The following is a 24,695-nucleotide window of genomic DNA, read 5'->3' on the forward strand; positions in this document are numbered from 1 at the left end:
ACGGGACAGGTCCCCGGTGGCGAATTCAAGGACCGTCCGATCAGGACGATACGTAGGGTTGCAAGCGATGGTTATTTTTCGTCTGCGTAATTAGAATTACATCGATTTACTCATACTTTTCCAGGAAGCGCCATGGACCGGAACTTCCCTCAGGAGCTTCTGGAGACCATCCAGAAGGCGGACCGTGCGGGCGCCCAGGCGGTGATCGATGCCTGGGCCGTGGGGCGACCCTTCCACCGGGTGATCCCCGAGCTGCTCTCCCCGACCCTGGAGACCTTCGGCAGGCTATGGGCCAGCGGCAAGGACGGCGTCTCGCTGGCGGAGGGCTACGTGGCCGCCAAGGTCGCCGAGGATGTCCTGTCCAGGGTGCTGCTCGACGCCTCCGGCGATGGAACCCCGAGGCCTTCCTCCAAGGGCCCCGTCCTCGTGGGGAACGTGGAGGATGATTTCCATCCCCTTGGGCGGAAGATGGTCGCGGCCTTCCTCCGGGCGGATGGCTGGGAGGTGCATGACCTGGGCGTGGACGTGGGCCCCGCGCAGTTCGTCGACAGGGCCGAAGAGACCGGCGCCCGGGTCATCGGCGCCTCGGCCATGATGTTCACCACGGCCAAGAACGTGGCGAAGCTCAGGGAGGAGATCGACCGCCGGGGTCTGGGCAACCGCGTGCAACTGGCTGTGGGAGGCGCCGTCTTCAAGCTGAGGCCCGAACTGGTGGCGGCCTTCGGGGGCGATGGCACCGCGGCCAGCGCGCTGGAGGCCTCGGCCCTGTTCGCGCGGTTGGCGCGGCGCGCCTCCGAGGCCAGGGGCGAGGTCCCGGCATGAACAGTCTCGAGCGTGTCCTCGCCGCCCTCCAGAACCGGTCCTCCGACCGGCCGGCCCTCCTCCTCAATGCCGGACTCTACGGCGCGCGGCTCACCGGCGCGGCGCTGAAGGACCACTACCGGGATCCCGAGGTCTTCGCCGAAGGCCAGATCGCGGTGCGGGAGGCCTTCCAGCCCGACCTGCTGGTCAGCCCCTTCGCGCTGGCCGGACTCGGGGCGGCCTTCGGAAGCAGGCTGAGCGAATCCAGCCGGCGGCCTCCCAACGTGGCGGCCTTCGCCGCGGACTCCGCCGAAGCGGCCCTCCGGCTCCCCCTCCCCGACGTGGACAGCCATCCCCAGGTGGGCTATCTGCGGGACAGCATCCGCATCCTGGCCAAGCGGTACGCGGGAGAAGTGCCCGTCATCGGCCTCCTGGCGAGCCCCCTGGACCTCCCGCCCCTCATCATCGGGCTGGAGGCCTGGTTCGATGCCCTCCTCTTCCAGCCTGAGACGGCCCGCGCCCTCCTGGACCACCTCACCCCCTTCTTCGTGGCGCTGGGCAGGGCCATGCTGCACGATGGCGCCACCGCCCTCGCCCTCACCGCCAACCTGGCGAATCGGTCCATCCTGCCCGCGCCGGTGGTGGAGCGCCTGGGGCGTCCGTCGCTGGAGCAGGCCCTGGCGGAGATTCCGGGGCCCGTCATCCTGCACCACGGCGGCTGCCCGCTGCTGCCCCACCTGGCCGACTTCAAGGGGCTGCCGAACACCGTGGGCTACGTGGTGGATGCGGGGGAGGATCTGGCGGCGGCACGAGCGGCCCTCGGCCCGGGCCCCCTGCTGCTGGGGAACCTCCCCGGCCCGACCCTGGGGGACCTCTCCCCGGAGGACATCGGCGCCCTCTGCGACCGGGCCCTGTCCCGGCGGGCCGCAGACCTCCAGTTCATCCTCGCCACCTGCGGCGCCGACATCCCCCTGGACACGCCAGCGGATCGCCTCGAGGCCATCGCAGATCGCGTCCACCGGGCGGGAAGGGTCGAAGCATGAAGGACGGCCGGCCCCCCAGGTGCATCTCCTGCTCGATCTTCCGGAGGGAGATCGAGGCCCTCCAGTCCTCGGGAAGGCTGGACCTTTCCGTGGACTACCTCAACTCCATGCTCCACATGGCGCCCGCCAGGCTGGAGGCCCGCCTGGGAGAAGCCCTGACGGAAGCCCGCGAGCGCCAGGCGGATCAGGATGTGGTTCTGGCCTTCGGGGATTGCTGCAGCCACATGGAGGCCTTTGAAACGGAACCCGGCACCCGCCGGACCGAGGGCATCAACTGCTGCGAGATCATCCTGGGCCGCGAGGCCTACCGCCGCCTGCGGCGGGAAGGCGCCTTCTTCCTCATGCCCGAGTGGGCCCTCTCTTGGAAGAAGGTCTTCATCGGCCACCTCGGCCTGCTGGGCCCCTGCGCGAAGGAATTCATGCAGGAGATGCACACCCGGCTCGTCTACCTCGACACGGGCATCTTGCCCGTGCCCCACGCTACGCTGGCAGAGGCCAGCGCGTTCCTGGGCCTTCCGGTGGAGATCGTGCCCGTCTCCCTGGATGCCCTGCTCCACAGCCTGCTCCAGGCGACCCATGCTGCGAGGCCCCATGCCAGGGACTGACCCCAGGCGCGCGCCCGACAGCGCGGCCGTCCAGTTCATGATCCTCGATCTGCTCGAGGAGATCCTGGAGTTCTCGGACAACCCGGGTGAGATGGGGCACTTCCTGACCCGCCGGCTGCGCGAGGTGATCGGCGCCCGGACGGTCCTGCTCCTCCAGCACGGCCCCGGACCGGAGCTCGGCCAGGCCCAGATCGTAGCCGTGGAGCCGGAACGGGCCCGCTGCTCAAGCCTCCTCGCGGGAGTGGAACCGCTGGCCTTCTTCCATGAGGATGTAAAGGACGCGGCCTTCTTCGCGCGCTCATCCGTCCCTCCCGGCATCGCAGCCACGATGGACGGCCTGGGCCTCTCCTCCTTCAGCAGAACGCCCCTTCGCGTGGGGGGACTGCGGGTGGGCACCCTCCTCGCCCTGGATCACGTCGAAACCCACCGGTCCGAGGACATGGCGCGCCTCCTGAGCGTCCTCTCGCCGGTGCTGGCCCTCATCCTCCGGAACACGCTCCACTTCCAGTCCCAGGAGGCCAGGGCCCTCGCGAAGGCCGAGGACTACGAGGCCCTGCTCCAGACGAACCTGGATGGGTACCTGGTGGTGGGCAGGGACGCGCGGATCCTCGCCGCCAACGATGCCTACCTCCGGATGTCGGGCTACCGGGCGGAGGAGATGCAGGCGCTGCGCGTCACCGACCTGGACGCATCCGAGACCCTCGAGGCGGCCGCTCGCCATATCGCGCAGATCATGGCACAGGGGTCGGACCGGTTCACCTCCCGGCACCGGCGCAAGGACGGGACCACGTATCCGGTGGAGATCTCCGCCACCTACGTCCCCAGCCAGGGCCACGCCATCGGCTTCATCCGGGATCTCACCGAGCGTCTGGCCTCCGAGACCGCCCTTCGCGAAAGCGAGGCCCACCACCGGGAGCTGGTGGAGATCCTGGGCGAGGGCATCGCCGCCACGGACGAGGAGGAGACCATCTGCATGGCGAACCGGGAGGCCGAGCGGATCTTCGGCCTCTCCCAAGGCAGGCTCGTCGGGAAGAACCTCCGGGCCTTCCTGGATGACGCCGAATGGCAGCGGGTGGTGGAGCACACCCGGCGGCGGCAGGAGGGCCTGCGGGACACCTACCAGATCCGCATCCGCCGGGCGGACGGAGAGGCGCGCACCCTGCAGCTCACCGCCACCCCCCAGCGCGACGCCGGCGGGCGGTTCACCGGCAGCCTCGCCGTCCTCCGGGACATCACGGATGAACTCCAGACCCAGGAGGCCCTCCGCCTGTCCCAGAAGATGGAGAGCCTCGGCAACCTGGCGGGCGGCGTGGCCCACGACATGAACAACATCCTGGGAGCCATCCTGGGCCTGGCCACCATCCACCTCGATCTCGAACCCGAGGGGTCCGCCCGTCACGCCGCGTTCAAGACCATCACCAAGGCCTGCCTGAGGGGGCGGAACATGGTGAAGCGGCTCCTGGACTTCTCGCGCAAGGACGTCGCGGGGGAGCGCTCCGTGGCCCTCAACTCGCTCCTCCGTGATGAAGCCCGCCTGCTGGAACCGACCATCCCGGCGAACATCGAGATCCGCCTGGATCTGGATCCCGCGGCGGGAACGATCCTGGGCGATCCGGACGCCCTCAGCCTCATGCTCATGAACCTCTGCGTGAACGCCATCGACGCCATGCCCGGGGGCGGCATCCTCTCCCTGCGCACCCGGCCCCCGGCCCAGGGCCTGGCGCTCCTGGAGGTCTCGGATACCGGCACCGGCATGCCGCCGGAGGTGCTCGAACATGCCTTCGAACCCTTCTACACCACCAAGCCGCACGGAAAGGGCACCGGCCTGGGACTTTCCCTGGTGTACAACACGGTCAAGGCCCATCACGGCGAGCTGGAGGTCCACAGCCGGCCCGGCCAGGGAACCACCTTCACGATGCGCTTCCCCTCCACGGGTCCTGAACCCAGCCAGGCCCACGCGAAAGCGCGTGAGGCAGCCGCGGTTCCGGCCTCTCTGGCCGTCCTGCTGGTGGACGATGACGAGCTCATCCGCTCCGCCATCTCCGCCCAGCTGGAAGCCATGGGGCACACCACCGCCCAGGCGGCCTCCGGAGAGGAGGCCATGGACCAGGTGGAGCGGGGCCTCCGGCCCTCGGTGGTCCTCCTGGACATGAACATGCCGGGATGGGGCGGTGCCCGCACCCTCCCCATGCTGCGGGCCACCCTGCCTGGAATCCCCATCCTGCTGTGCACCGGACGGGCCGACCAGCAGGCCATCGACCTGGCCCACGCCCACCCCGGCGTCACCATCCTGGCCAAACCCTTCAGCTTTCGGGAGCTCCAGGCAACCTTCGCGGCGGTCCTCCCGGGACGCTGATCAGGCCTGTTTCTGCAGCCACCGGTTATAGACCCACAAGCTGAGGGCGCTGCCCAGACCGAAGAGGGTGAGGATGATCCAGCCCGTGGCGGCGGCCTTGGAATCGAGCTTCAGCAGGCCATCCGCCTGCTTCACGGCCCCGGCGCACATCACCTGGTTGAAGAGCCAGGCGCCCGCGGGGCCGCCCACCAGGCTGCCGATGGCCATGGGCAGGTTGGCGTAGCCCAGGAAGAGGCCCTCCTGGCCCTTGGGCGCCAGGGAGCCGATGTACTCGTAGAGACGGCTGGAGGCGAAAAGCTCGCCGAAGGCGATGAGGGCCACGGTCAGCACGATGAAGAGGCTGCCCATCGGCAGCAACGCCTTGGCCGTCACGCCCCCCGCCATGAAGAGGGGCGCCACGTTGATGAGCATGGAGAGACCGATGATCACCGTGCCCACGATGATGGACTTGATGGGCGGCAGCTTGCCGAAGAGCTTGGTGATGAGCAGCTGGAACAGCACGATGGTGACGGGGTTGGCCATGGTGTAGAGGTCCATGGCCGGGCTCAGCTCCACGGTCTTCTTCACGTAGAGCGGCAGCACGTTGTAGACCTGGTTATAGATGAAGTAGAAGCCGCTGCTCACCAGCATGAACATCGTGAAGCGGCCGCTGCGGAGCACCTTGAAGATGCCGAGAAGCACCTCGGGGATGGTGCGCCTGGGCTTCGCCGGGTCCACGGCAGATTCAGGATCGCGGTAGAGCAGAGTCACCACGAGGAAGGCCATCACGGAAGCCGCCATGGCCACCAGGAAGATGGTGTCGAGCTTGCCGAGCTTGGTGCGCACGAAGAAGGCTGTGATGCGGCCCACCACGCTGCCGATGTTGATGACCATGTAGAAGATGGCGAAGGCCAGCGTGGCCTTGCCCATGTGGGTGCGCTGCACGGTGCCCGCGATGCAGGGCTTCACGAAGGAGCCGCCGATGCCCACGAGGAGGATGGCCAGGGAGACCGGCACCACCACGCCCGCGCCCGCCGTCACCTCATGGCCCACCTGGAGGGCCAGCGTGTGGCCCCCGAACCAGACCGGGTAGCCCATGAGGAAGTAGCCGCCCACCAGCAGCACGCAGGCCAGCAGCAGGCTGCGCCGGAAGCCGATCTGGTCCGCGATGGTGCCGCTGAGGATGGGCAGGAAGTAGACCAGGAACCAGAGCACGCCGTTCAGCGTGCTGGGCCAGTAGTCGCCGAGGCCCAGCCGCCCCAGGTAGATGACGATGAAGCTCGCCATGGAGTAGTAGGCCGCCCGCTCGAACAGCTCCGTGAGGTTGGCGTTCCAGTAGCTGGCAGGGAAGGAGTACTTCTCGCGGAAGGTAGGTTCGGCGCTCATGGATACCTCAGGGTCGGACTAGTCTCGCATGGCGAGGTGTCCCCGTTCCCCGGATTCTGGTATCTCTGGCGGATGTCCCCCCGCCCTTTCCGCTGGTTCCGCTCCTGCCTCGCCTTGGCCCTGGGTGTGGCCTTCCTGGCCGCCGCCCACCCCCCGCCCCGGCGCCCCTGTCCCCGGCCGCCCAGGCCCTCGTGGACCGCGCCTTCGCGGACCTGGATCCCGCTCGCCCCATGGTGGACGTCCACGTCCATGCCATCGGCCTGGGCCAGGACGGCGATGGCACCTTCGTGAATCCGGAAAAGCTGAGCCCCCGGCACCCGGTGAAGCGCCTGGAGACCAACCTCTACCTGAAGGCCACCGGGGTGAAGGGGCTGGCGCACTTCGATCGGGACTACCTGGACATCCTGGCCGCCCGGGCCCGGGCCTTCCCCCATCCCGTGAAGGTCCAGCTCCTGGCCATGGACCGGGCCTACCGCGCCGACGGCACGCCGGATCCGGCCCGCACCGAGTTCCACGTGCCCAACGCCTACGTGCTGGAGGCCGCCGCGAAATACCCGGATGTCTTCGTGCCCGCGGCCTCCATCCACCCGGCGCGCGCGGACGCCATCCGGGAACTGGAGGCCTGCGCGGCAAAGGGCGTCCGGCTGCTCAAGTGGCTGCCCAACGCCCAGGCCATCGATCCCGCCGATCCCCGCTACGACGCCTTCTACCGACGCATGCGGGAGCTGGGCGTGGTCCTGCTCACCCATGCCGGGGAGGAGAAGGCCGTGGCCGTGAAGGGCGCCCAGGCCCTCGGCAATCCGCTGCGCCTGCGCCGGCCGCTGGACCTGGGCGTCACGGTGATCGTGGCCCACTGCGCCAGCCTGGGCCGCAACGACGACCTGGACCACCCCGGGAGGACGGCCGCCAACTTCGACCTCTTCCTGCGGCTCATGGACGAGCCGAAGTACCAGGGCCGCCTCTACGGCGACCTCTCCGCCATCACCCAGGTCAACCGCCTGCCCCGTCCCCTCCAGACGCTGCTCGCCCGCGACCTGGACGCCCGCCTGCTCAACGGGAGCGACTACCCCCTGCCCGGCGTGGACCTCGTCGTGTGGACCCGGCGCCTCGTGCAGATGAAGCTCATCACCCCCGCCGAGCGGAAGGCCCTGAACGAGGTCTGGAAGGCCAACCCGCTGCTCTTCGACTTCGTGCTCAAGCGCACCCTGCGGGATCCCCGCACCGGCCGGCGGTTTGCGGCAAGCGTCTTCCAGCGGGATCTGGCCGCCCTCAGCGGATGACCGCGCCCCGCTCCGCCAGCAGCTCGCGGAGGACGGAGCGGTGGCAGTGGGCCTCGTCCTCGCAGTAACAGCCCACCGCCAGGTCCGTCCGGTGGGACAGGGCCGCCAGCAGGTCCAGGAGCCGCGCCTTCTCAGGGTGCCCCATCTCCGACCGGTACTTCTTCTTGAAGGCCGCCCAGTCCTTGTCGCTGGCGGCGGCCTGGGCCTGCTTCACCAGCTCGTCGCTGGGCGCGGCCTCGGGCATCCACACGTCGTAGAAATCGCGGGCGGCGAACTCGGCCTTGGGTACGCCCCGGGGTGGCCGGCGCACCGTGCCGATGCGGAGTCCTTCATTCGGCAGCCTCGGCGTTCCCAGTCGCACCACACGGATGGCCATGGCGTCCTCCCCGCGCAGTTGTAGCACCAACGGCCTCAGTGGTCTTCCGCCAGCTCCGTGAGGTGGAGCGTGATGGCGCCACCCGGTTCCACCCGGTCGGTGCCCGCCGGGATCACGGCCAGGGCATTGGCGTGGAGCATGGAGGACAGGATGGCGGAGCCCTGGGGCCCCGTGAGCCGGGCCCGCAGCCGCCCGCCCTCCGTGCGCGCCACCACCCGCAGGAAGGTGGTGCGGCGGTCGCCGGCCTTGCCGGTCCAGCCGTCCTCCAGTACCGCTTCCGCCACGGGGCGGTGCAGCGCGGAGAAGCCCATGAGGCGCCGCAGGGCGGGCCGGACGTACTCCTCCACCATGAGCATGGCGGCCACGGGGTTGCCCGGGATGCCGAAGACGGGTTTGGACCCCGCCATCCAGAACCCCAGCGGGCCGCCGGGCTTCTGCGCCACCTTCCAGAAGACACGCTCGGCCCCCAGCTCCTCCAGGATGGGCTTCACAAAGTCGTAGTCGCCCACGGAGATGCCGCCGGTGGTGAGGATCGCGTCCGCCTGCAGGGCCTCCCGGAGCGCGGCGCTCAGCGTGGCGCGGTCGTCCTTCACCCGCGGGAAGGGGATGGGGATGGCCCCGCAGGCGGCCACCTGGGCGCAGACCGCATGGATATTGGCATCGCGGATCCGGCCCGGGCCGGGCTTCTCCGAGACGTCCACCAGCTCATCTCCGGTGGTGAGCACGGCCACCCGGGCCCGCGGGTGGACGGGCACGGCGGGCATCCCCACGGCGGCCAGCACGCCCAGGTCGCCGGGGCGCAGGGCGTGTCCCGCCGGAACCAGGGCGAGCCCCGCCCGGATGTCCTCCCCCGCGTGGCGCACGTGGATACCTTTCCGCAGGGGGCCGCGGACCTCCACCCAGTCCGCGCCGCGGACGGTGTGCTCCACGGGCACCACCGTGTCGGCCCCGTCGGGCAGCGGAGCGCCGGTCATGATGCGCCAGGCGGTGCCGGGCGCCACGGGCCGGTCCGGCACGGCCCCGGCCGCCAGATCCCCCAGGACCTGCAGCCGGACCGGATGCTCCGGTGAGGCCGCCGCCAGGTCCCCGGCCCGCACCGCGTAGCCGTCCATGGCCGAATTGGTGAAGGGGGGCACCTGCTCGGCGGAGACGAGGGCCCTGGCGGCGGCCAGGCCCAGGGCCGCGCCCAGGGGCGCCGTCACGGGCGGCAGGGGCGCCAGGCGGTCCAGGATCAGGGCCAGGGCTTCGGCGGGCGTGGGCATCAGTCGGGGTACCTCAGGACCTTCCACTGGACGAAGGAGAAGTGCCGCCAGCTCCCCGTCATGTGCGACCCCACCGAGGCCACGAGGGTGGCGGCCAGATACCAGGGCAGGCGGTGGGCGGGCTGCAGGAGGCCCGCGCCCAGCAGGGCCAGCTTCAGCAGCACGGCCACGCCGCTGCCCTGGACGAGGATGCCCATGTCCCGCGCCAGGTCGATGGCGAAGAGCAGGAGGCCGCTGGCCACCGTGAGCAGGATGGGGAGGCGCAGGGCCTCGTGGCCGGCACCGAAGGGGAGCGCTCCCACCACCAGGGCCATGGCGGCGATGTGCACGCTGCGGAGGACCAGCTGGACCGGCCGCGCCCAGGGGAAATGCCGGGGCCGCTCCGGAAAGAGCAGCGCCCTGGGCGTGGTCGGCGTATCCATGCTTCCCTTCTAGCAGATTCCCCCTTCCCGCCCGTGCTGAAATGGGTCCGCCCGAGGTCCCCATGGCCAAGCCCGCCTCCCCCGCCGCCTCCATCCGCATCCGCATCGCCTACGGCACGGACATCGCCATCGGCCAGGGCAAGGCCGACCTCCTGGAGGCCATCGGGCAGACAGGTTCCATCTCCGCCGCCGCCCGGCAGCTGGAAATGAGCTACCGCAAGGCCTGGCTGCTGGTGGACGAGATGAACCAGTGCTTCCGCCTCCCCGTGGTGGTGGCGGCCAAGGGCGGCCACCAGGGCGGGGGCGCCACCCTGACCCCCACCGGCCGGGAGGCCCTGACCCGCTTCCGGGAGATCCAGGCCAAGGCCGCCGCCGCCATCGCCGCCGACGTCCGTGCTTTCCGGAAACGGCTGCTGGACTGAAATCACAACCTGGACATGCGGCCGGGCTGGCCTCCCCCCACCGTTGTATCCTGTGAAACCCATCGCACCGGAGGCGACCATGCGGACCCCGAGACTCCCTGGCTGGACCTGGCTGCTCTCGGCGTCCCTCGCCTGCGCGGGCCTCCAGGCGGGCCCGCCCGTGGCGAAGACCGTCATCCTCGCCACCACCACCAGCACCCAGGACTCGGGCCTGCTGGACGAACTCATCCCCCGCTTCGAGAAGCAGACGGGTTATGTGGTGAAGACCATCGCCGTGGGCTCGGGCCAGGCGCTGGCCATGGGCAGGAAGGGCGAGGCGGACGTGCTGCTCGTGCATTCGCCCGACGCCGAGAAGGCCCTCATGGCCGAGGGCTCCGGCGTGAACCGCCGCATCGTCATGCACAACGATTTCGTGCTCCTGGGCCCCGCCGCGGACCCCGCAAAGGTCCGCGGCAAAGCCGCCCCGGCCGCTCTCCAGGCTCTCGCGGCCGGGCATGCCGTCTTCATCTCCCGGGGCGACAACTCCGGCACCCATGCCCAGGAGAAGAAGCTCTGGGCCGCGGCGGGCCTCAAACCCGAAGGCCAGGCCTGGTACCAGCAGACGGGCCTCGGCATGGGCCAGACCCTGGCCGTGGCCGCCGAGAAGCGGGCTTACACATTGTCAGATCGGGGCACCTACCTGGCCCTGCGCAAAAAACTCGGCCTGGAGATCCTCAGCGAAGGCGATGCGGCCCTCCTGAATGTCTACCACGTCATCGAGGTCAACCCGGCGCGGCATCCCAAGGTGAACACCCCCGGAGCCCGCGCCTTTGCTGACTTCATGGTGTCGAAAGATGTGCAGACCACCATCAAAGATTTCGGAATTTCACTCTATGGCTCGCCGTTATTCTTTCCTGATGCCGGTCGGCCGGAATAGGCGGGCCGGACGGAGGGAACCCCATGTCCAACGCCATCTTCAGCCTGCCCGAATCCCACAATGAGCCCATCCTCCCCTACGCGCCCGGCTCGAAGGAGCGCGCCCTCCTGAAGGCCGAGCTGGAGCGCCAGTACGCCCTGGAGCTGGACATCCCGCTCATCATCGGCGGAAAGGAAGTGCGCACCGGGAAGACCCAGAAGGCCGTCTGCCCCCATGACCACCAGCATGTGTTGGCCCGATACCACGAGGCCGGCGAAGCCGAGGTGCGTCTGGCCATCGACGCGGCTATGGCCGCCAAGAAGCAGTGGGAGGCCACGCCCTGGGAGGACCGCGCCGCCATCTTCCACAAGGTGGCCAGCCTCATCTCCTCGAAGTACCGATACATCCTCAACGCCGCCACCATGCTGGGCCAGTCCAAGAGCGCCTACCAGGCGGAGATCGACAGCACCTGCGAAACCGCGGACTTCTTCCGCTACAACGCGAAGTTCATGGAGGAGATCTACAAGCAGCAGCCGATCTCCGACCCCCACGTGTGGAACCGCGTGCACTACCGGGCTCTGGAGGGCTTCGTCTTCGCCGTGACGCCCTTCAACTTCACGGCCATCGCCGCCAACCTGCCCACGGCCCCGGCCGTCATGGGCAACACCGTGGTCTGGAAGCCCGCCTCCACCTCCGTGGTGGCGAACTACTACCTCATGCAGCTCTACCAGGAGGCCGGCCTGCCGGATGGCGTCATCAACTTCATCCCCGGCCGCGGCTCCATGATCGGCAAGATCGCGCTGGAGGATCCCAACTTCGCGGGCCTCCACTTCACGGGCTCCACGGGCGTCTTCAACGGCATGTGGAAGACCATCAGCGCCAACCTGGAGCGCTACCGGAGCTATCCGCGCATCGTGGGCGAGACCGGCGGCAAGGACTACGTGTTCATGCACGCCTCTGCCGATGTGGACGAGACCGCCGCGGCCATCGTGCGCGCCGGCTTCGAGTACCAGGGCCAGAAGTGCTCGGCCTGCTCCCGCGTCTACGCGCCCGCCTCCCGCTGGGCCGAGCTCAAGGCCAAGCTCCTCGAGCTGATGGGCGAGATCCGCATGGGCGACGTGCGCGACTTCCGCAACTTCTTCAACGCGGTGATCGACGAGGCCTCCTTCGACAACGCCATGAAGTACATCGGGCTGGCGAAGGCCTCCAAGGACGCGGAGATCCTCGTGGGCGGCAAGGGCGACAAGGCCAAGGGCTGGTTCGTGGAGCCCACCATCATCCTCACCACGGACCCCAAGTTCGTGACCATGCAGGAGGAGATCTTCGCGCCCGTGGTCACCCTCTACGTCTACGACGACGCCAAGCTGGACGAGACCCTGCGCCTGCTGGACGGGACCTCGCCCTACGCGCTGACCGGCGCGATCTTCGCCCGCGACCGCTACGTGATCAACCACCTCACGGACGCCCTGGCCAACACCGCCGGCAACTTCTACATCAACGACAAGCCCACCGGCGCCGTGGTGGGCCACCAGCCCTTCGGCGGGGCCCGCGCCTCGGGCACCAACGACAAGGCCGGCAGCTTCCTGAACCTGATCCGCTGGACCTCTCCCCGCACCATCAAGGAGAGCTTCACGCCGCCCCGGGACCTCAAGTTCCCCTTCCTCGAAGCGGAATGACCAAGACTAATCCACCACGGAGACACGGAGTGCACAGAGGACTACACGGAGGAGACCGTGGAGGAAGATACGTTAGGACACGGCATTGCTCCGTGTTCTCCTCTCCGTGTCATCTCAGTGGCCTCCGTGCCTCCGTGGTGAGTTCTTTTTTGAATGGCTGCTAAATGGACCTGATCTGGGAGGGCCTGCGGAAGGCGCTGGAGCTGCTGCTCACGCTGGATCCCGAGGTCCTCCGGATCACCCTGCTCTCCCTCGAAGTCTCCGGGGCCGCCACCCTCATCAGCCTGGTGATCGGCCTGGGCGTGGCCATCCCCGTGGCCCTCAATGAGTTCCCCGGCAAGCGGCTGGTCATCGCCCTGCTCAACACGGGCATGGGTCTGCCGCCGGTGGTGGTGGGCCTCTTCGTCACCGTCCTGCTCTGGCGCAACGGACCCCTCGGCTTCCTGGAGATCCTCTACACGCCCACGGCCATGATCCTGGCCCAGGCCGTCATCGCGTCGCCCATCATCGCGGGCATCAGCCTCTCGGCCCTCCAGCACCTGCCGCCGGGCCTGCGGCTGCAGATCCTGGCCCTGGGCGCCTCGCGGCCCCAGATGGTGTGGCTGCTGCTGAAGGAGGCCCGCCTGCCCCTGCTGGCCGCCGTGATGGCGGGCTTCGGCGGCGTCATCTCCGAGGTGGGCGCCTCCATCATGGTGGGCGGCAACATCAAGGGGCAGACTCGGGTGCTCACCACGGCCACGGTCATGGAGACCAGCAAGGGCAACTTCGAGGTGGCCTTCGCCCTCAGCCTCCTCCTGCTGGTCCTCGCCTTCACCGTGAACGCCGTGCTCACGCACCTGCAGCAGCGGAACCGCCCCCGATGAGCCGCCCGATCCTGCTGGAGGCCCGGAACCTGCGCGCCCATCGCGGCGGCGCCCAGGTCCTCGACATTCCCGCCCTGGACCTCCGGACCGGGGAGGTGCTGGCCTTGATGGGGCCCAACGGCGCCGGGAAGAGCACGCTCATGCTGGCCCTCGCGGGCCTCCTGCCCCTCTCCGGCGGGAGCCTCCGCTTCAAGGGCGCGACCTTGGACGGGCGGAGCGAGCGCGAGGCCTACCGCCGCCGCATGACCATGGTCTTCCAGGACCCCCTCCTCTTCGACGCCACCGTGGCCCAGAACATCGCCACCGGCCCGAAGCTCAGGGGCGTTTCTGCGGCCCTGCGGAAACCGGCGGTGCAGGCCTGGGCCGAGCGCCTGGGCATCGGGCACCTGCTGGGGCGCCCGGCCCGGCAGCTGTCCGGGGGCGAGGCCCAGCGCACGGCCCTGGCCAGGGCCTTCGTCCTGGGGCCCGAGATCCTCTTCCTGGACGAGCCCTTCGGCGCCCTGGACGCCCCGGCCCGGGAGGGGCTCCTCGACGACCTGGGCCGCATCCTCGCGGAGACCGGCAGCACAGCCGTCCTCTCCACCCACGACCAGGGCGAGGCCGCGCGGCTCGCCCACCGCCTGGCCGTGATGAAAGAGGGACGCCTCCTCCAGACAGGCGGCCTGCGTGAGGTCATGAACCACCCCTGGGATCCCTTCGTGGCGGCGTTCGTGGGCATGGAGACCCTCCTCCGGGGCCCGGCGACGGCCAGCGGGGACGGCCTCCTGACGCTGAGGCCCGGCCGCGGGGGTGACGCCCCCGAGGTGGTGGCCCTGGGCGAGGCGGAACCCGGACAGACCGTCCTGGTGGGCATCCGCCCGGAGCACGTCACCCTGGCTTTACACTCCGACAAATCCAGCAGCGCCCGGAACACCTTCCCGGGAAGGGTCGTCCGGGTGCTTCCCCGGGGGCCCTTCTTCAAGGTCGAGCTGGATTGCGGCTTCTTCCTGGCGGCCTACGTGACCGCCCAATCCCTGGCAGAACTGGAGCTTGAACCCGGCGCCGCCATCGTGGCCTCCTTCAAGGCCACGGCGGCCCACCTCATCCGGCGGGAGGGCCTCGACGCCGAAGTGTGACCGCGTTCCTTGCCGGGGGCCTGGGCCCGGACTAGCCTCGCATCTGGGGTGGTTTCGACCACTTCGGATTGGCGTGTCGTCAAAGGTCCGTTCCCGGAGGCCTCCGAGCCATGAAACAGCTGGTGATCGATTTCCAGAAGTGCGATGCAGGGCGCAACTGCAACCACGAGTGCGAGCTGGAGTGCGCCATCAAGGTCTTCAAGGTGGACGATCCCGCCCAGGCGGCCCTCCAGATCAAGGCCTACGAGGACGGCGGCGGCAAGGCCGTGCTCTGCGACCAGTGCGGAGACTGCGTGGTGGTCTGCCCCTCCGAGGCCCTCAAGCGCAACAAGCTGGGCGTGGTGATGATCGACAAGCAGCTCTGCGTGGGCTGCTACATGTGCATCGGCTTCTGCGAGAAGGACGCCTTCATGCGGAACCCGGACTGGATCGTCCCCCACAAGTGCACGTCCTGCGGCGTCTGCGTGAAGGTCTGCCCCCACGGCGCCCTGTCCATCGTGGATGTCCCCGAGCCGGCCGTCCGGATCATCTGAGCGCCAAATATCCACCACGGAGACACGGAGGGCACTGAGAAAGGCACACGGAGAAAGGCATTCAAAACAGGTTCTTCTCCGTGAAACCTCCGTGTTCTCCGTGCCTCCGTGGTGAATCCCTTCCAAAAAGAGGAACCCTCATGAGCCAGCTCGTCTTCGACCCCAGCAAGGTGATGGACATCGACTACACGAAGCGCACGGAGTACCTCGACCGGCTCGAGGCCCTCCGGGCCGGGATGCGCACCCTCAAGGAGGTGCCCTTCCACCCCAGCCTGCCGGACAAGGGCTACACCAACCGCACGCTCTACGTGAACGTGGACTCCCTGGAGGTGAAGGAGAAGCCCGTCACCCAGCAGATGAAGGATGTCTTCATCGGCGGGCGCGGGTTCGGCCTCTACCAGCTCTGGAACGCGGTGAAGCCCACCACCCGCTGGAACGATCCCGAGAACGAGATCGTCATCAGCCCCGGGCCCGTGGCCGGCATGACCCAGTACGCAGGCACCGGCAAGTCGCTGGTGGTGAGCCTCTCGCCCCAGACGGACATCCCCATCGACTCCAACGTGGGCGGCTTCTACGGCCCCCTGCTGAAGTTCTCGGGCTTCGACGGCCTGGAACTCCAGGGCAAGGCCGCCAAGGACGTCATCCTCTTCGTGGACGGCGTGAAGGGGATCATCCGCCTCGAGGAGATCGAGGGCGGGCCCGAGGACAGCCACGTGCTGGCGGAACTGCTCACGCACCTCTACGCCGAGGGCGAGAAGGACCTGCCCAACGTCTCCGTGGTCTCCACCGGTGCGGCGGCGAAGCACAGCCTCATCGGCATGCTGAACTTCTCCTTCTACGACCGCCGCCGCAAGTGCGTGCGCTTCAAGCAGGCGGGCCGGGGCGGCATCGGCACCGTGTTCCGGGACAAGCGCATCCGCGCCCTGGTGGTGCGCGGCCCCAAGGTCGCGGGCGACATGAACCACCCGGTGGACCCCGAGACCATCGCCAAGACCGGCATCAAGTACCACAAGGAGATACGCGAGAACGACGGCAGCCAGTGCATGATGCGCCGCAACGGCACGGCCCACATCGTGGAGATCATGGACGCCTACGACCTGCTGCCCGTCCACAACTTCCAGTACGGCTCCCACGCCGACACGCACAAGATCGACTCCGCCTACTGGCAGCAGCGCTGCACGCAGGCCACCGTGGACGGCTGCTGGTACGGCTGCTCCATGGCCTGCGCCAAGGGCGCCGACGGCCTCGTGCTCAGGACCGGCCCCTACCAGGGGGACATGGTGACGGTGGACGGCCCCGAGTACGAGAACGCGGCGGGCCTGGGTTCCAACTGCGGCGTCTTCGACCCCGACTACCTGCTGGAGCTGAACTTCTACTGCGACACCTACGGCATCTGCACCATCACCTGGGGCACGCTCACGGCCTTCGTGATGGAGTGCTACCAGCGCGGCATCCTCAACAAGGAGCGCACCGGCGGCCTGGAGATGACCTGGGGCAACGCCGAGGCCGACCTCGAGATGATGCACCAGCTGGCCCGCGGCGAGGGCTTCGGCAAGATCGCCGGCATGGGCGTGAAGAAGATGAAGGAGTACCTCATCAAGCAGGGCTGGGGCGACCCGCAGCTCATCAACGACATCGGCATGGAGAACAAGGGCCTCGAATACTCCCAGTACATGTCCAAGGAGTCCCTGGCCCAGCAGGGCGGCTACGCGCTCACCAACAAGGGCCCCCAGCACGACGAGGCCTGGCTGATCTTCATGGATATGGTGAACAAGCAGATCCCCACCTTCGAGGACAAGGCCGAGGCGCTCTACTACTTCCCCCTCTTCCGCACCTGGTTCGGCCTCAACGGCTTCTGCAAGCTGCCCTGGAACGACGTGGTGCCCGCGGACAACAGCTCTCAGCCCGAGGCCCACAAGGTGCCCGAGCACGTGCAGAACTACGTGGACCTCTTCAGCGCCACCACGGGCGTGAAGATCGACAAGGAGGAGCTGATCGTCCAGTCCGCCAAGGTCTACAACTTCCAGCGCGTGTTCAACATCCGCATGGGCAAGGGCCTGCGCGAGCACGACGCGGCGCCCTACCGCTCCCTGGGCCCCGTGACGAAGGAGGAGTACGAGTCCCGGGCCGAGCGCTACGACCAGCAGATCATCACCGAGATGGGCCTCGACCCCGCGGGCAAGAGCACCGAAGAGAAGATGGCCCTCCACCGCACGTGGCGCACGGACCGTTTCTCCAAGCTCATGGACAGTGTCTATGCCCGTCGCGGCTGGACGTCCAACGGCGTGCCCACCCTGGCGCGTCTCAAGGAGCTGGGTCTCGACGCCTTCCCGGAGGTCGTCGAAGTCGTGAAGCAGCACCTCTAGAAAAAGAGGAAGATTCACCACCAAGACACCAAGACACCAAGAACTTCAATAAAGCCTTTCTTGGTGCCTTGGTGTCTTGGTGGTGATCCGTTTCCTTTTGCTTCCGATACGATGCAGGATCGAGGCGCTGCGATGATCATGGTCAATGAAGAGCCCCTGGCCTGGCACGAGGGCATGACCGTGCGGGACATCCTCCGCGCCCGGAACTACCGCTTCCCTCTGCTCGTCATCCACGTGAACGACGCGCTGGTGGCGAAGGGGGACTACGACACCACCACGGTGCCCGACGGCGCCGTGGTGAAGGTCATCCACCTCATCAGCGGGGGCTGACTCCCGCGCTGGGCATCAGGGGCAGGTAGATCCGGAACCGGGCGCCCCGCCCGGGCTCGCTCGCCACCTCCATGCGGCCGTCTCCCTCTTCCACCATGGCCTTCAGGGAGGAGAGGCCCAGGCCCGTCCCCTGCCCGGCGGGCTTGGTGGTGAAGAAGGGATCGAAGATCCGCGCCAGGGTGTCCGGGGCCATGCCGATGCCCGTATCCGTCACCTCCAGCAGGGCCATGGGCGTGTCCTCCATGCCCACGCCGGTCCGGACTGTCAGGACGCCTCCATCGGGCATGGCATCCCGGGCATTGACTACGAGGTTCACCACCATCTGCTCGACCCGGAGCATGGAGCTCTGGACGGTCATCCCCACCCCCGGCGCGGCTTCGATGCAGAGATCGACAGACCGGGGGAGGAGGAGCCGCAAGGTCCCCTCCATGCCCTTGATCACGGTACTCAGATCCAGGAAGCAGAGGTGCTCTTCCTCCCGGCGGGCGAATCCCATCAGGCGGGTCGTCAGGCGCGCGGCCCGGTCGGCCGCCATGGTGATGCGATCCAGGTCTTCCGGCCCCCCAGCCCCATTCTCCAGTTTGAGGGCCGCGAGTTCAGCCGATTGCTTCACCGTGCAGATCAGGTTGTTGAGGTCATGGGCCAGCCCGGCTCCGATCATGGCAAGGGTGTTCATGCGCTCCGCCCTAAGCATCGTGTCCTGGGCCCGTTTCAGGGCCTGAGTGCGGCTTTGGACGCGTGCCTCGAGGGACCTTCGCGCGGCTTCGAGATCCTCAATGGCCTGAATCTGCCGCAACAGCAGGAGCGAGACCATCGCCAGGAAGATCACGATGCCCTCCCGACTTGCGGCGCGGGGGGTCCAAATCAGCAAGAACCCCAGAACCGCCACGGCGCCCGCAACCGGCAGGTAAGGCAGGAACCTCCCCAGCCGCGCTCCCATCAGTTCCTCTCGCCCATCAGTCCGCGTCTCCAGACTCGACCATGCGGCGAGTCCCTGGAAAACCGGAATCCCGCCGGCCAGAGGGGCCCATCGCTCGAAAGCAGGTTCCGGCGGCAGGCCCATGAGGGTCCAACAGGAGATGGCGGCCACCCACATGAGGGTCGAGGCCCCCAGCCACCCCAGGACGGGGCGGAAACGGTTTGACGGATAGGAGGCCTTGAACACCAGGCCGCCGCCAAGCAGGGCCAGGTTCATGTAGTCCACCATGACCCGCGCACTCAGCTGCCGGAGGCCGGACCGCAGCGTCCCGTGGGCATCCAGCATCCAGAGCAGGAAGAGCACAGAAACCGCGAAGAGCAGGCCATCCAGGAGGCGGCGGCGGAGAATCGGCCCCTGGGAGACTCCCGTCGGGAGACTCAGGACCCCTGCCAGGACCAAGGCCCCCGTTCCCAGGGTCAGCAGATCACAGGCGGTCGAGGCTCCCTGGGGAAGCCGCCCCAGGATCTGCAGAAAGTTGATCAGGAGGTTGGGGACTTCCAGAAGCGCAGAGGCCGCAAGCAACCCCCAGGCAAGGCGCTCGTCCTGGCGGGCCTTCCAGGCACGGTAGGCGAGGCTTGCGCCGGCCATCGCCGCCAAACCGAGGTAGGCCAAAGGCCAGAGGCGCCCCCGAGTGCCGGGCGGAACGCTCAGGTGCGCCAGAGTCGCGACCGCCCATGTGCCCAGCATCACCGCCCGAGCCACGGTCGCCCATCCAGGGGGAAAGCCGTCCGTAAGGCTGGGCGTGAGGACCGGAAGGCGCCCCAGAGGCTGGGTCGCGGGCTTGGGCAAGGGAACCTCGTCTGGATTTGGGCTGAGGGTAGCAGGAAGTCCCGGCCCCGAAGGAAGGCCTCCGGAGCCCGCCCGGCGGATGGTGATCTTCGGCACAGCCCCCAGAACCGAGCCCCGGGGGGCTCCGAAGGGCCTCCGCATCAGGCCACGGACACCCGTGGCAGGAAGATGCTGAACCGCGATCCCCGACCCAGCTCGCTGGTCACCTCCATGCGCCCTCCATCCTCCTCCACCAGCGCCTTGAGGGAGGGAAGCCCAATGCCTGTGCCCTTCCCAGGTGCCTTGGTGGTGAAGAAGGGGTCGAAGATGCAGTCGAGGGTCTCCGGGGTCATGCCGATGCCGGTGTCCGCAACTTCCAGCATGACCATCGGCCTGTCCTCCATGCCCACACCGGCCCGGACTGTCAGGACGCCTCCATCGGGCATGGCATCCCGGGCATTGGCCACGAGGTTCACCACCATCTGCTCGACGCGGAGCCGCGAGCTCTGGACCACCAGGCCCGTACCGTCGGCGGCGTCGATGCGCAGCTCCACGGAGCGCGGCAGGATGAGCCGCAGGGTCGTCTCCAGCCCCTTCACCGCCGCGCCCAGATCCAGGGAGGACAGATCCTCCTCCTCCCGCCGGACGAAGCCCATGAGACGGCTTGTGAGGCGCGCGGCCCGGTCCGCCGCCCCCGCGATGCGGTGGAGTTCCTCGGGCCCCGGATGGCCGCCCTCTCCCAGCTTCAGGACGGCCAGCTCCGCCGAGCTCTTCACGGAGCAGAGCAGGTTGTTGAGGTCGTGGGCCAGGCCCGCCCCCATGAGGGCGACGGTGTTCATGCGCTCCGTCCTGAGCAGGGTGGCCTGGGCCTGTTCCAGGGCCCGGGTCCGGTGCCGGACGCGGTCCTCCAGCGTGCGTCGCGCCGCCTGCAGGTCCTGGATGGACTGAAACTGGCGGAGCAGGAGGAGCGCCACCATGGCCAGGAAGATGGCAAAGGCGCCCCGGGTGGCGTTCCCCGGCGCCAGGGCGAGCAGCCCGGCCAGGACGCCGATGGCGATGGCCACGGGCAGGTAGGGAAGCAGCCGCACGGCCCGCCGCTCGGAGCCCGGCGCCGCCAGGGCCTCCTCCACCGGCCGGGGGGACCAGGCCGCCAGGCCCTGGAAGAGCGGGATGGCGCCGGCCAGGACGATCCAGCCCTGGGTGGCCACCACGGAAGGCAGGCCCGCCAGGGCCCAGCAGGACAGCGCGGCGAGCCAGGCCAGGGCCGAGGCTCCGAGCCATCCGAGGGGCCCCCGGATGCGCCCCGGATCGTAGGACGTCATGAAGACGATCCCGCCCCCCAGCAGGGCCGCATTGAGGTAGGCCACGAAGACCCGGAACCCCATGCCCCGGTCCGCGGCGCGGAGGCTGCCCTGGACGCCCAGCACCCAGAGCAGGAAGAGCACGGCCACGGCGAAGATGAGGCCATCCTGAAGCCGCCGCCAGAGGAAGCCGCGGGACTCCTGGGCCCGGGGGAAGGCCAGGACCCCCGCCAGCACCAGGATGCCGGTCGCCAGGCTGAGCAGGCCCGGCAGCCCCGCCGCCCGAGGGACGTCCCAGCCCCGGCTCAGCGCATGGGTGATGGCCAGGTTCGGGACCTCCAGCGCCGTGGAGGCCGCCAGCAGCCACCAGGCCGGGCGGCTCGGGCCGGGCTCGGCCCAGGCCCGGCGGGCCAGACTTGCCGTGGCCAGGAGCTCCAGGAGCGCGTAGCTCAGGGGCCAGACCGCCATCCGTCCCCCGGGGGCGAGGGCCGCATGGACGGCGGCGACGCCGATCCAGACGGCCACCAGGACCGTCCGGGCGGTCATCGGCAGGGGCTGGGAGGCCGCCGGATCGCCCCGGCGGGAAACGGGAAGGAGTTGCCCGGGCAAGTGTGCCTCGTGGTGGGTCCCCAAAGCTTAGCGGATCCCGGTCCCGAGGCGGATCCCTCAGAGCTCGAGGGTGATGCCCTGGGCCAGCTCTACCTTGCCGCTGAAGTTGATGGCGCTGGTCTGGCGGCGCATGTAGGCCTTCCAGGCGTCGGAGCCGCTCTCCCGGCCGCCGCCGGTCTCCTTCTCGCCCCCGAAGGCGCCGCCGATCTCCGCGCCGCTGGTGCCCGTGTTCACGTTCGCCAGGCCGCAGTCGCTCCCCGCCACCGAGAGGAACAGCTCGCTCTCCCGCTGGTCATTGGTGATGATGGCGCTCGAAAGCCCCTGGGGCACGCCATTCTGGAGGGCAATGGCCTCCTCGATGGTGCGGTAGGGCATGAGGTAGAGCACCGGGGCGAAGGTCTCCTCCTTCACGATGGGCAGGTTCCCGGGCACTTCCGCGATGCAGGGCGTGATGTAGCAGCCGCCGGAGATGGGCAGCTTCTCGCCGCCCGTGAGGATCCGGCCCCCCTGGGCCTTCACGGTCCCGATGGCGGCCAGCATGGTCTCCACCGCGCCGGCGTCCACCAGGGGGCCCATGAGGATCTCGTCCCGGCGGGGGTCGCCGATGGGCGTCTTCCCGTAGAGTTCCAGCAACCGGTCGCGGAAGGTCCCGTAGATGGACTCGTGGACAATGACGCGGCGGGTGGAGGTGCAGCGCTGGCCCGAGGTCCCGATGGCGCCGAAGTAGATGGAGCGCAGCGCGATATCCAGGTCGCCCTTCTCGCTGACGATCACGGCACCGTTGCCGCCCAGCTCCAGGATGTGGCGGCCGAAGCGCTCCTGCACCAGCTTGCCCACGTGCCGCCCGCCGGGCACGGAACCCGTGTAGGACACCAGCGCCACCCGGGGATCCGTGTTGATGAGGTCGCCGATCTCGCTGCCCTTGCCGATGGCCAGGCTGCAGATGGCGGGGTCGTAGCCGAAGCTCCGGAGCACGTTCTCGGCGATCTTCGTGCAGGCGATGGCCGTGAGGGGCGTCTTGGAGGAGGGCTTCCACAGCACCGTGTCGCCGCAGACCAGGGCCAGGGCCGTGTTCCAGCTCCACACCGCCACGGGGAAGTTGAAGGCCGTGATGACGCCCACCACGCCGAGGGGGTGCCACTGCTCCTGCAGGCGGTGCTGCCTCCGCTCGCTGGGCATGGTGAGGCCGTAGAGCTGCCGGGAGAGGCCCACGGCGAGGTCGCAGACATCGATCATCTCCTGGACTTCGCCCAGACCCTCGCGCAGGGTCTTGCCCATCTCCAGGGTGACCAGCTCAGCCAGGGCCGCCTTGTTCCGGCGCAGCTCATCGCCCAATGCCTTCACCACCTCGCCGCGCTTGGGCGCGGGCACGAGCCTCCAGGAAGCGAAGGCCGCATGGGCCTTGGCCAGGATGGCCTCGAACTCCTGGGGGGTGACGTTGGCGACGGTGGCCAGGGCCTCGCCCTGGATGGGAGAGACAACCTTCTGGGCCTTCCCGCTGCCCGTCCACTCACCCGAGAATCCGCCCGGGTTCACATCCGCAATGCCCAGCGACTTCAGGATCTCCTGCATGGCCCACCTCCGATGGTCCATTAGTACATTTTTATTGATCAATGACGAAATTCATTCGATTCACATGCTTCATGAGTACGATTCATGGCATGGACCCCCTCCTCGACCTGCCCCAGCTCCGCACCTTCTACACCCTCGCCCAGGTGGGCAGCTTCACCGCCTGCGCCCGGCGCCTGGGCCGCACGCAGTCGGCCGTGAGCCACGCCATGGCCAAGCTGGAGGACCTGACCGGCGTCCCCCTCCTGGACCGCCGGGGTCGGGGCCTCCGCCTCACGGAGGAGGGCCGGCGCCTCTACCAGGCCTGCGAGCAGGCCTTCGCCACCCTCGACGCGGCGGCGGAGGACCTGAAGCGCCACCAGACCCAGGCCCGGGGCCGGCTCCGGGTGGGGGCCACGGTGGAGTTCGGCAGCAGCATCCTCATGCGCCATATGCAGCCCTTCCTGGCGGCGAACCCCGACCTGGAGATCGACTTCACCCTCAGCCATGACCTGGTGGGTCCCCTGCTGAGGGACGACCTCGACCTCGTCATCGACTGCGTGGACCACCCCCTGCCCGCCCTGAAGAAGTCGCCGCTCTTCCGCGAGACCTACGTGGTGGCCTGCGCCCCCGCCTTCCGCAAGGCCCACCGCCTGCGCGTGCCTGCGGACCTCTCCCGCTGCCCCGTCCTGTCCCTGGACAAGGGCGGCGCCTGGTGGAACCGCTTTCTCGTGGCGGTGCCGGACCGGGACCAGCCGCACCTGGACCGCTTCATCGCCGTGAACCACGTCCGGGCCATGATCCATGCGGCCGTGGAGGGCATGGGCGCCTTGCTCGCCCCGCGCTACGCGGTGCTGGAGGAGCTGGAGCGGGGCGATCTCGTGGCCCTCTTTCCCGCCATCCGCCCCGCCGAGGACCGCTTCTCCATCTACCAGAAGAAGGTGAAGGCCGGCCAGGAGAAGCAGCGCCTCCTCACGCGCTACCTCCAGTCCCTCAGCCCCGAGGAGTTCGGGTCATGAGCTGAACTCCGGGAAGGCGGCCTCCAGCGCGGCCCGAAGGCGCGCCAGCGAAGGCAGCGCCAGCAGGCCGTGGTCGTCCTCGAGGACCTCCAGGATCGCGCCGGGATTGCGGGCCGTGTAGGCCTCGCTCTCCGCCACGGGCACCGCCTCGTCCAGGCGGCCGTGGAGAATTCGGGTCGGCACGGGGATGCGCCAGGTCGCATCGTCCTGCCAGCGCGGAAGGTCCCGGAACAGGTCCGGGCCCAGGCGCAGGGGCCGGCCCTGGCCGTAATGGAAGACCTCCATCTCCCCGCGCTCGCGGTAGGCGGCCCAGGCGGGATGGGCCATGCGGCGCGCGGCGAAGTGGATGGCCGGGGCCAGCAGGATCATGGACCGCAGGGGCGTCCCCCGCTGGGCCACCGCCGTGGCCACGAAGCCCCCCAGCGAGCTGCCCACCAGCACCGGCGGCTCGGGAAGGCTCCGCGCCAGGGCCTCCACGGCCTCCACCTGGGCCGTGACGGTGAGGGTCTCGAAGGTGGGCAGGTTCAGGTCCGGCGCGTGGAACGGGATCCTCCGCCCCTCCGCCCACTGGCGCACGATGCGCCCCTTGTTGCCGTTGGGGGCGGAGGAGAAGCCGTGGAGGTAGATGAGGGCCATGGATTGATCATGCGCCCGGTCTGCGCCAAACCGCGACGCGGTTTGGCGTATGAAAGACTTTCTTCAAAAGCAGAAGGCCGCCTTCCGGCGGCCTTCTGCGTCTGTGGCATAACCTCCTCGCCGGG

At 68.9% G+C, this 24,695-nt stretch carries 22 protein-coding genes; 14 read left to right on the forward strand and 8 right to left on the reverse strand.

Annotated features, from left to right (window positions below):
- Positions 1 to 132 precede the first annotated feature (132 nt).
- Genes G398_RS0105400 through G398_RS0105415 form a run of 4 tightly spaced genes read left to right on the forward strand, consistent with a single transcriptional unit; the run spans position 133 to position 4,805 of the window.
- A complete protein-coding gene (locus G398_RS0105400; RefSeq protein WP_026852835.1) occupies positions 133 to 822 on the forward strand; it encodes a cobalamin B12-binding domain-containing protein in 690 nt (229 codons plus the stop codon).
- Positions 819 to 1,844: a uroporphyrinogen decarboxylase family protein gene (locus G398_RS0105405; protein WP_026852836.1), complete on the forward strand. Its 1,026-nt coding sequence runs from the start codon at positions 819 to 821 to the stop codon at positions 1,842 to 1,844. The genes G398_RS0105400 and G398_RS0105405 overlap by 4 nt, the downstream gene beginning before the upstream one ends.
- Positions 1,841 to 2,449, forward strand: a complete 609-nt coding sequence (locus G398_RS0105410) for a DUF1638 domain-containing protein (RefSeq protein ID WP_026852837.1) — start codon at positions 1,841 to 1,843, stop codon at positions 2,447 to 2,449. The genes G398_RS0105405 and G398_RS0105410 overlap by 4 nt, the downstream gene beginning before the upstream one ends.
- The gene (locus G398_RS0105415; protein ID WP_169720617.1) at positions 2,436 to 4,805 is read left to right on the forward strand and encodes a hybrid sensor histidine kinase/response regulator; all 2,370 of its coding nucleotides are present in this window, start codon (positions 2,436 to 2,438) and stop codon (positions 4,803 to 4,805) included. The genes G398_RS0105410 and G398_RS0105415 overlap by 14 nt, the downstream gene beginning before the upstream one ends.
- Here the strand turns inward: G398_RS0105415 and G398_RS0105420 are convergent, their stop codons facing one another.
- The gene (locus G398_RS0105420) at positions 4,806 to 6,170 is read right to left on the reverse strand and encodes an MFS transporter (RefSeq protein WP_026852839.1); all 1,365 of its coding nucleotides are present in this window, start codon (positions 6,168 to 6,170) and stop codon (positions 4,806 to 4,808) included. It abuts the gene before it with no gap.
- A 191-nt stretch (positions 6,171 to 6,361) separates the two neighbouring features.
- On the opposite strand from G398_RS0105420, the gene G398_RS16480 reads away from it, so the two are divergent.
- Entirely contained in the window at positions 6,362 to 7,450 is a 1,089-nt protein-coding gene (locus G398_RS16480) for an amidohydrolase family protein (RefSeq protein ID WP_157492291.1), read from the forward strand.
- Here the strand turns inward: G398_RS16480 and G398_RS0105435 are convergent.
- Genes G398_RS0105435 through G398_RS0105445 form a run of 3 tightly spaced genes read right to left on the reverse strand, consistent with a single transcriptional unit; the run spans position 7,440 to position 9,510 of the window.
- Positions 7,440 to 7,826: a DUF488 domain-containing protein gene (locus G398_RS0105435; RefSeq protein WP_026852840.1), complete on the reverse strand. Its 387-nt coding sequence runs from the start codon at positions 7,824 to 7,826 to the stop codon at positions 7,440 to 7,442. The two genes, G398_RS16480 and G398_RS0105435, sit on opposite strands and share 11 nt — an antisense overlap.
- Positions 7,827 to 7,861: 35 nt before the next feature.
- On the reverse strand, positions 7,862 to 9,088 hold the full coding sequence (locus tag G398_RS16485; RefSeq protein ID WP_043483759.1) for a molybdopterin molybdotransferase MoeA: 1,227 nt from the start codon (positions 9,086 to 9,088) through the stop codon (positions 7,862 to 7,864).
- Positions 9,088 to 9,510 (reverse strand): hypothetical protein, encoded by a 423-nt coding sequence (locus G398_RS0105445; RefSeq protein ID WP_026852841.1) that lies wholly within the window; start codon positions 9,508 to 9,510, stop codon positions 9,088 to 9,090. Before G398_RS0105445 ends, G398_RS16485 begins: the two co-directional genes overlap by 1 nt.
- A 62-nt stretch (positions 9,511 to 9,572) precedes the next feature.
- Here G398_RS0105445 and G398_RS16490 point away from each other — a divergent pair, with 62 nt between their 5' ends.
- The 8 genes from G398_RS16490 (at position 9,573) to thiS (ending at position 17,710) form a co-directional block, all read left to right on the forward strand.
- The gene (locus G398_RS16490; protein ID WP_043483761.1) at positions 9,573 to 9,932 is read left to right on the forward strand and encodes a winged helix-turn-helix domain-containing protein; all 360 of its coding nucleotides are present in this window, start codon (positions 9,573 to 9,575) and stop codon (positions 9,930 to 9,932) included.
- A 79-nt stretch (positions 9,933 to 10,011) separates the two neighbouring features.
- A complete protein-coding gene (locus G398_RS0105455) occupies positions 10,012 to 10,848 on the forward strand; it encodes an ABC transporter substrate-binding protein (protein ID WP_026852842.1) in 837 nt (278 codons plus the stop codon).
- Between the two features lie 23 nt (positions 10,849 to 10,871).
- Entirely contained in the window at positions 10,872 to 12,503 is a 1,632-nt protein-coding gene (gene pruA / locus G398_RS0105460) for an L-glutamate gamma-semialdehyde dehydrogenase (RefSeq protein WP_026852843.1), read from the forward strand.
- A 164-nt stretch (positions 12,504 to 12,667) separates the two neighbouring features.
- Positions 12,668 to 13,366 carry an ABC transporter permease gene (locus G398_RS0105465; RefSeq protein WP_026852844.1) on the forward strand — a complete coding sequence of 233 codons (699 nt, stop codon included), beginning with the start codon at positions 12,668 to 12,670 and terminating at the stop codon, positions 13,364 to 13,366.
- On the forward strand, positions 13,363 to 14,481 hold the full coding sequence (locus tag G398_RS0105470) for an ABC transporter ATP-binding protein (RefSeq protein ID WP_026852845.1): 1,119 nt from the start codon (positions 13,363 to 13,365) through the stop codon (positions 14,479 to 14,481). The genes G398_RS0105465 and G398_RS0105470 overlap by 4 nt, the downstream gene beginning before the upstream one ends.
- 110 nt (positions 14,482 to 14,591) lie before the next feature.
- A complete protein-coding gene (locus G398_RS19370) occupies positions 14,592 to 15,014 on the forward strand; it encodes a 4Fe-4S binding protein (RefSeq protein WP_052571517.1) in 423 nt (140 codons plus the stop codon).
- A gap of 236 nt (positions 15,015 to 15,250) precedes the next feature.
- The gene (locus G398_RS0105480; protein WP_026852846.1) at positions 15,251 to 17,380 is read left to right on the forward strand and encodes an aldehyde ferredoxin oxidoreductase family protein; all 2,130 of its coding nucleotides are present in this window, start codon (positions 15,251 to 15,253) and stop codon (positions 17,378 to 17,380) included.
- Between the two features lie 132 nt (positions 17,381 to 17,512).
- Positions 17,513 to 17,710: a sulfur carrier protein ThiS gene (gene thiS, locus G398_RS0105485; RefSeq protein ID WP_026852847.1), complete on the forward strand. Its 198-nt coding sequence runs from the start codon at positions 17,513 to 17,515 to the stop codon at positions 17,708 to 17,710.
- On the opposite strand, the gene G398_RS0105490 is transcribed toward thiS, so the two are convergent.
- The 3 genes from G398_RS0105490 to amaB form a co-directional block, all read right to left on the reverse strand.
- On the reverse strand, positions 17,697 to 19,277 hold the full coding sequence (locus G398_RS0105490) for a sensor histidine kinase (protein WP_157492292.1): 1,581 nt from the start codon (positions 19,275 to 19,277) through the stop codon (positions 17,697 to 17,699). The two genes, thiS and G398_RS0105490, sit on opposite strands and share 14 nt — an antisense overlap.
- A gap of 341 nt (positions 19,278 to 19,618) precedes the next feature.
- A complete protein-coding gene (locus G398_RS0105495; protein ID WP_026852849.1) occupies positions 19,619 to 21,367 on the reverse strand; it encodes a sensor histidine kinase in 1,749 nt (582 codons plus the stop codon).
- Between the two features lie 57 nt (positions 21,368 to 21,424).
- Complete coding sequence (amaB, locus tag G398_RS0105500) at positions 21,425 to 22,939, reverse strand: L-piperidine-6-carboxylate dehydrogenase (RefSeq protein ID WP_026852850.1); 1,515 nt, start codon at positions 22,937 to 22,939, stop codon at positions 21,425 to 21,427.
- An 89-nt stretch (positions 22,940 to 23,028) separates the two neighbouring features.
- Here amaB and G398_RS0105505 point away from each other — a divergent pair, with 89 nt between their 5' ends.
- A complete protein-coding gene (locus G398_RS0105505; RefSeq protein WP_026852851.1) occupies positions 23,029 to 23,934 on the forward strand; it encodes a LysR family transcriptional regulator in 906 nt (301 codons plus the stop codon).
- On the opposite strand, the gene G398_RS0105510 is transcribed toward G398_RS0105505, so the two are convergent.
- Complete coding sequence (locus G398_RS0105510) at positions 23,929 to 24,570, reverse strand: YqiA/YcfP family alpha/beta fold hydrolase (protein ID WP_026852852.1); 642 nt, start codon at positions 24,568 to 24,570, stop codon at positions 23,929 to 23,931. The genes G398_RS0105505 and G398_RS0105510 overlap by 6 nt on opposite strands.
- Positions 24,571 to 24,695 lie beyond the last annotated feature (125 nt).

Origin of the sequence: Geothrix fermentans DSM 14018, assembly GCF_000428885.1 — a bacterium.
In the GTDB taxonomy this organism is placed as follows: domain Bacteria; phylum Acidobacteriota; class Holophagae; order Holophagales; family Holophagaceae; genus Geothrix; species Geothrix fermentans.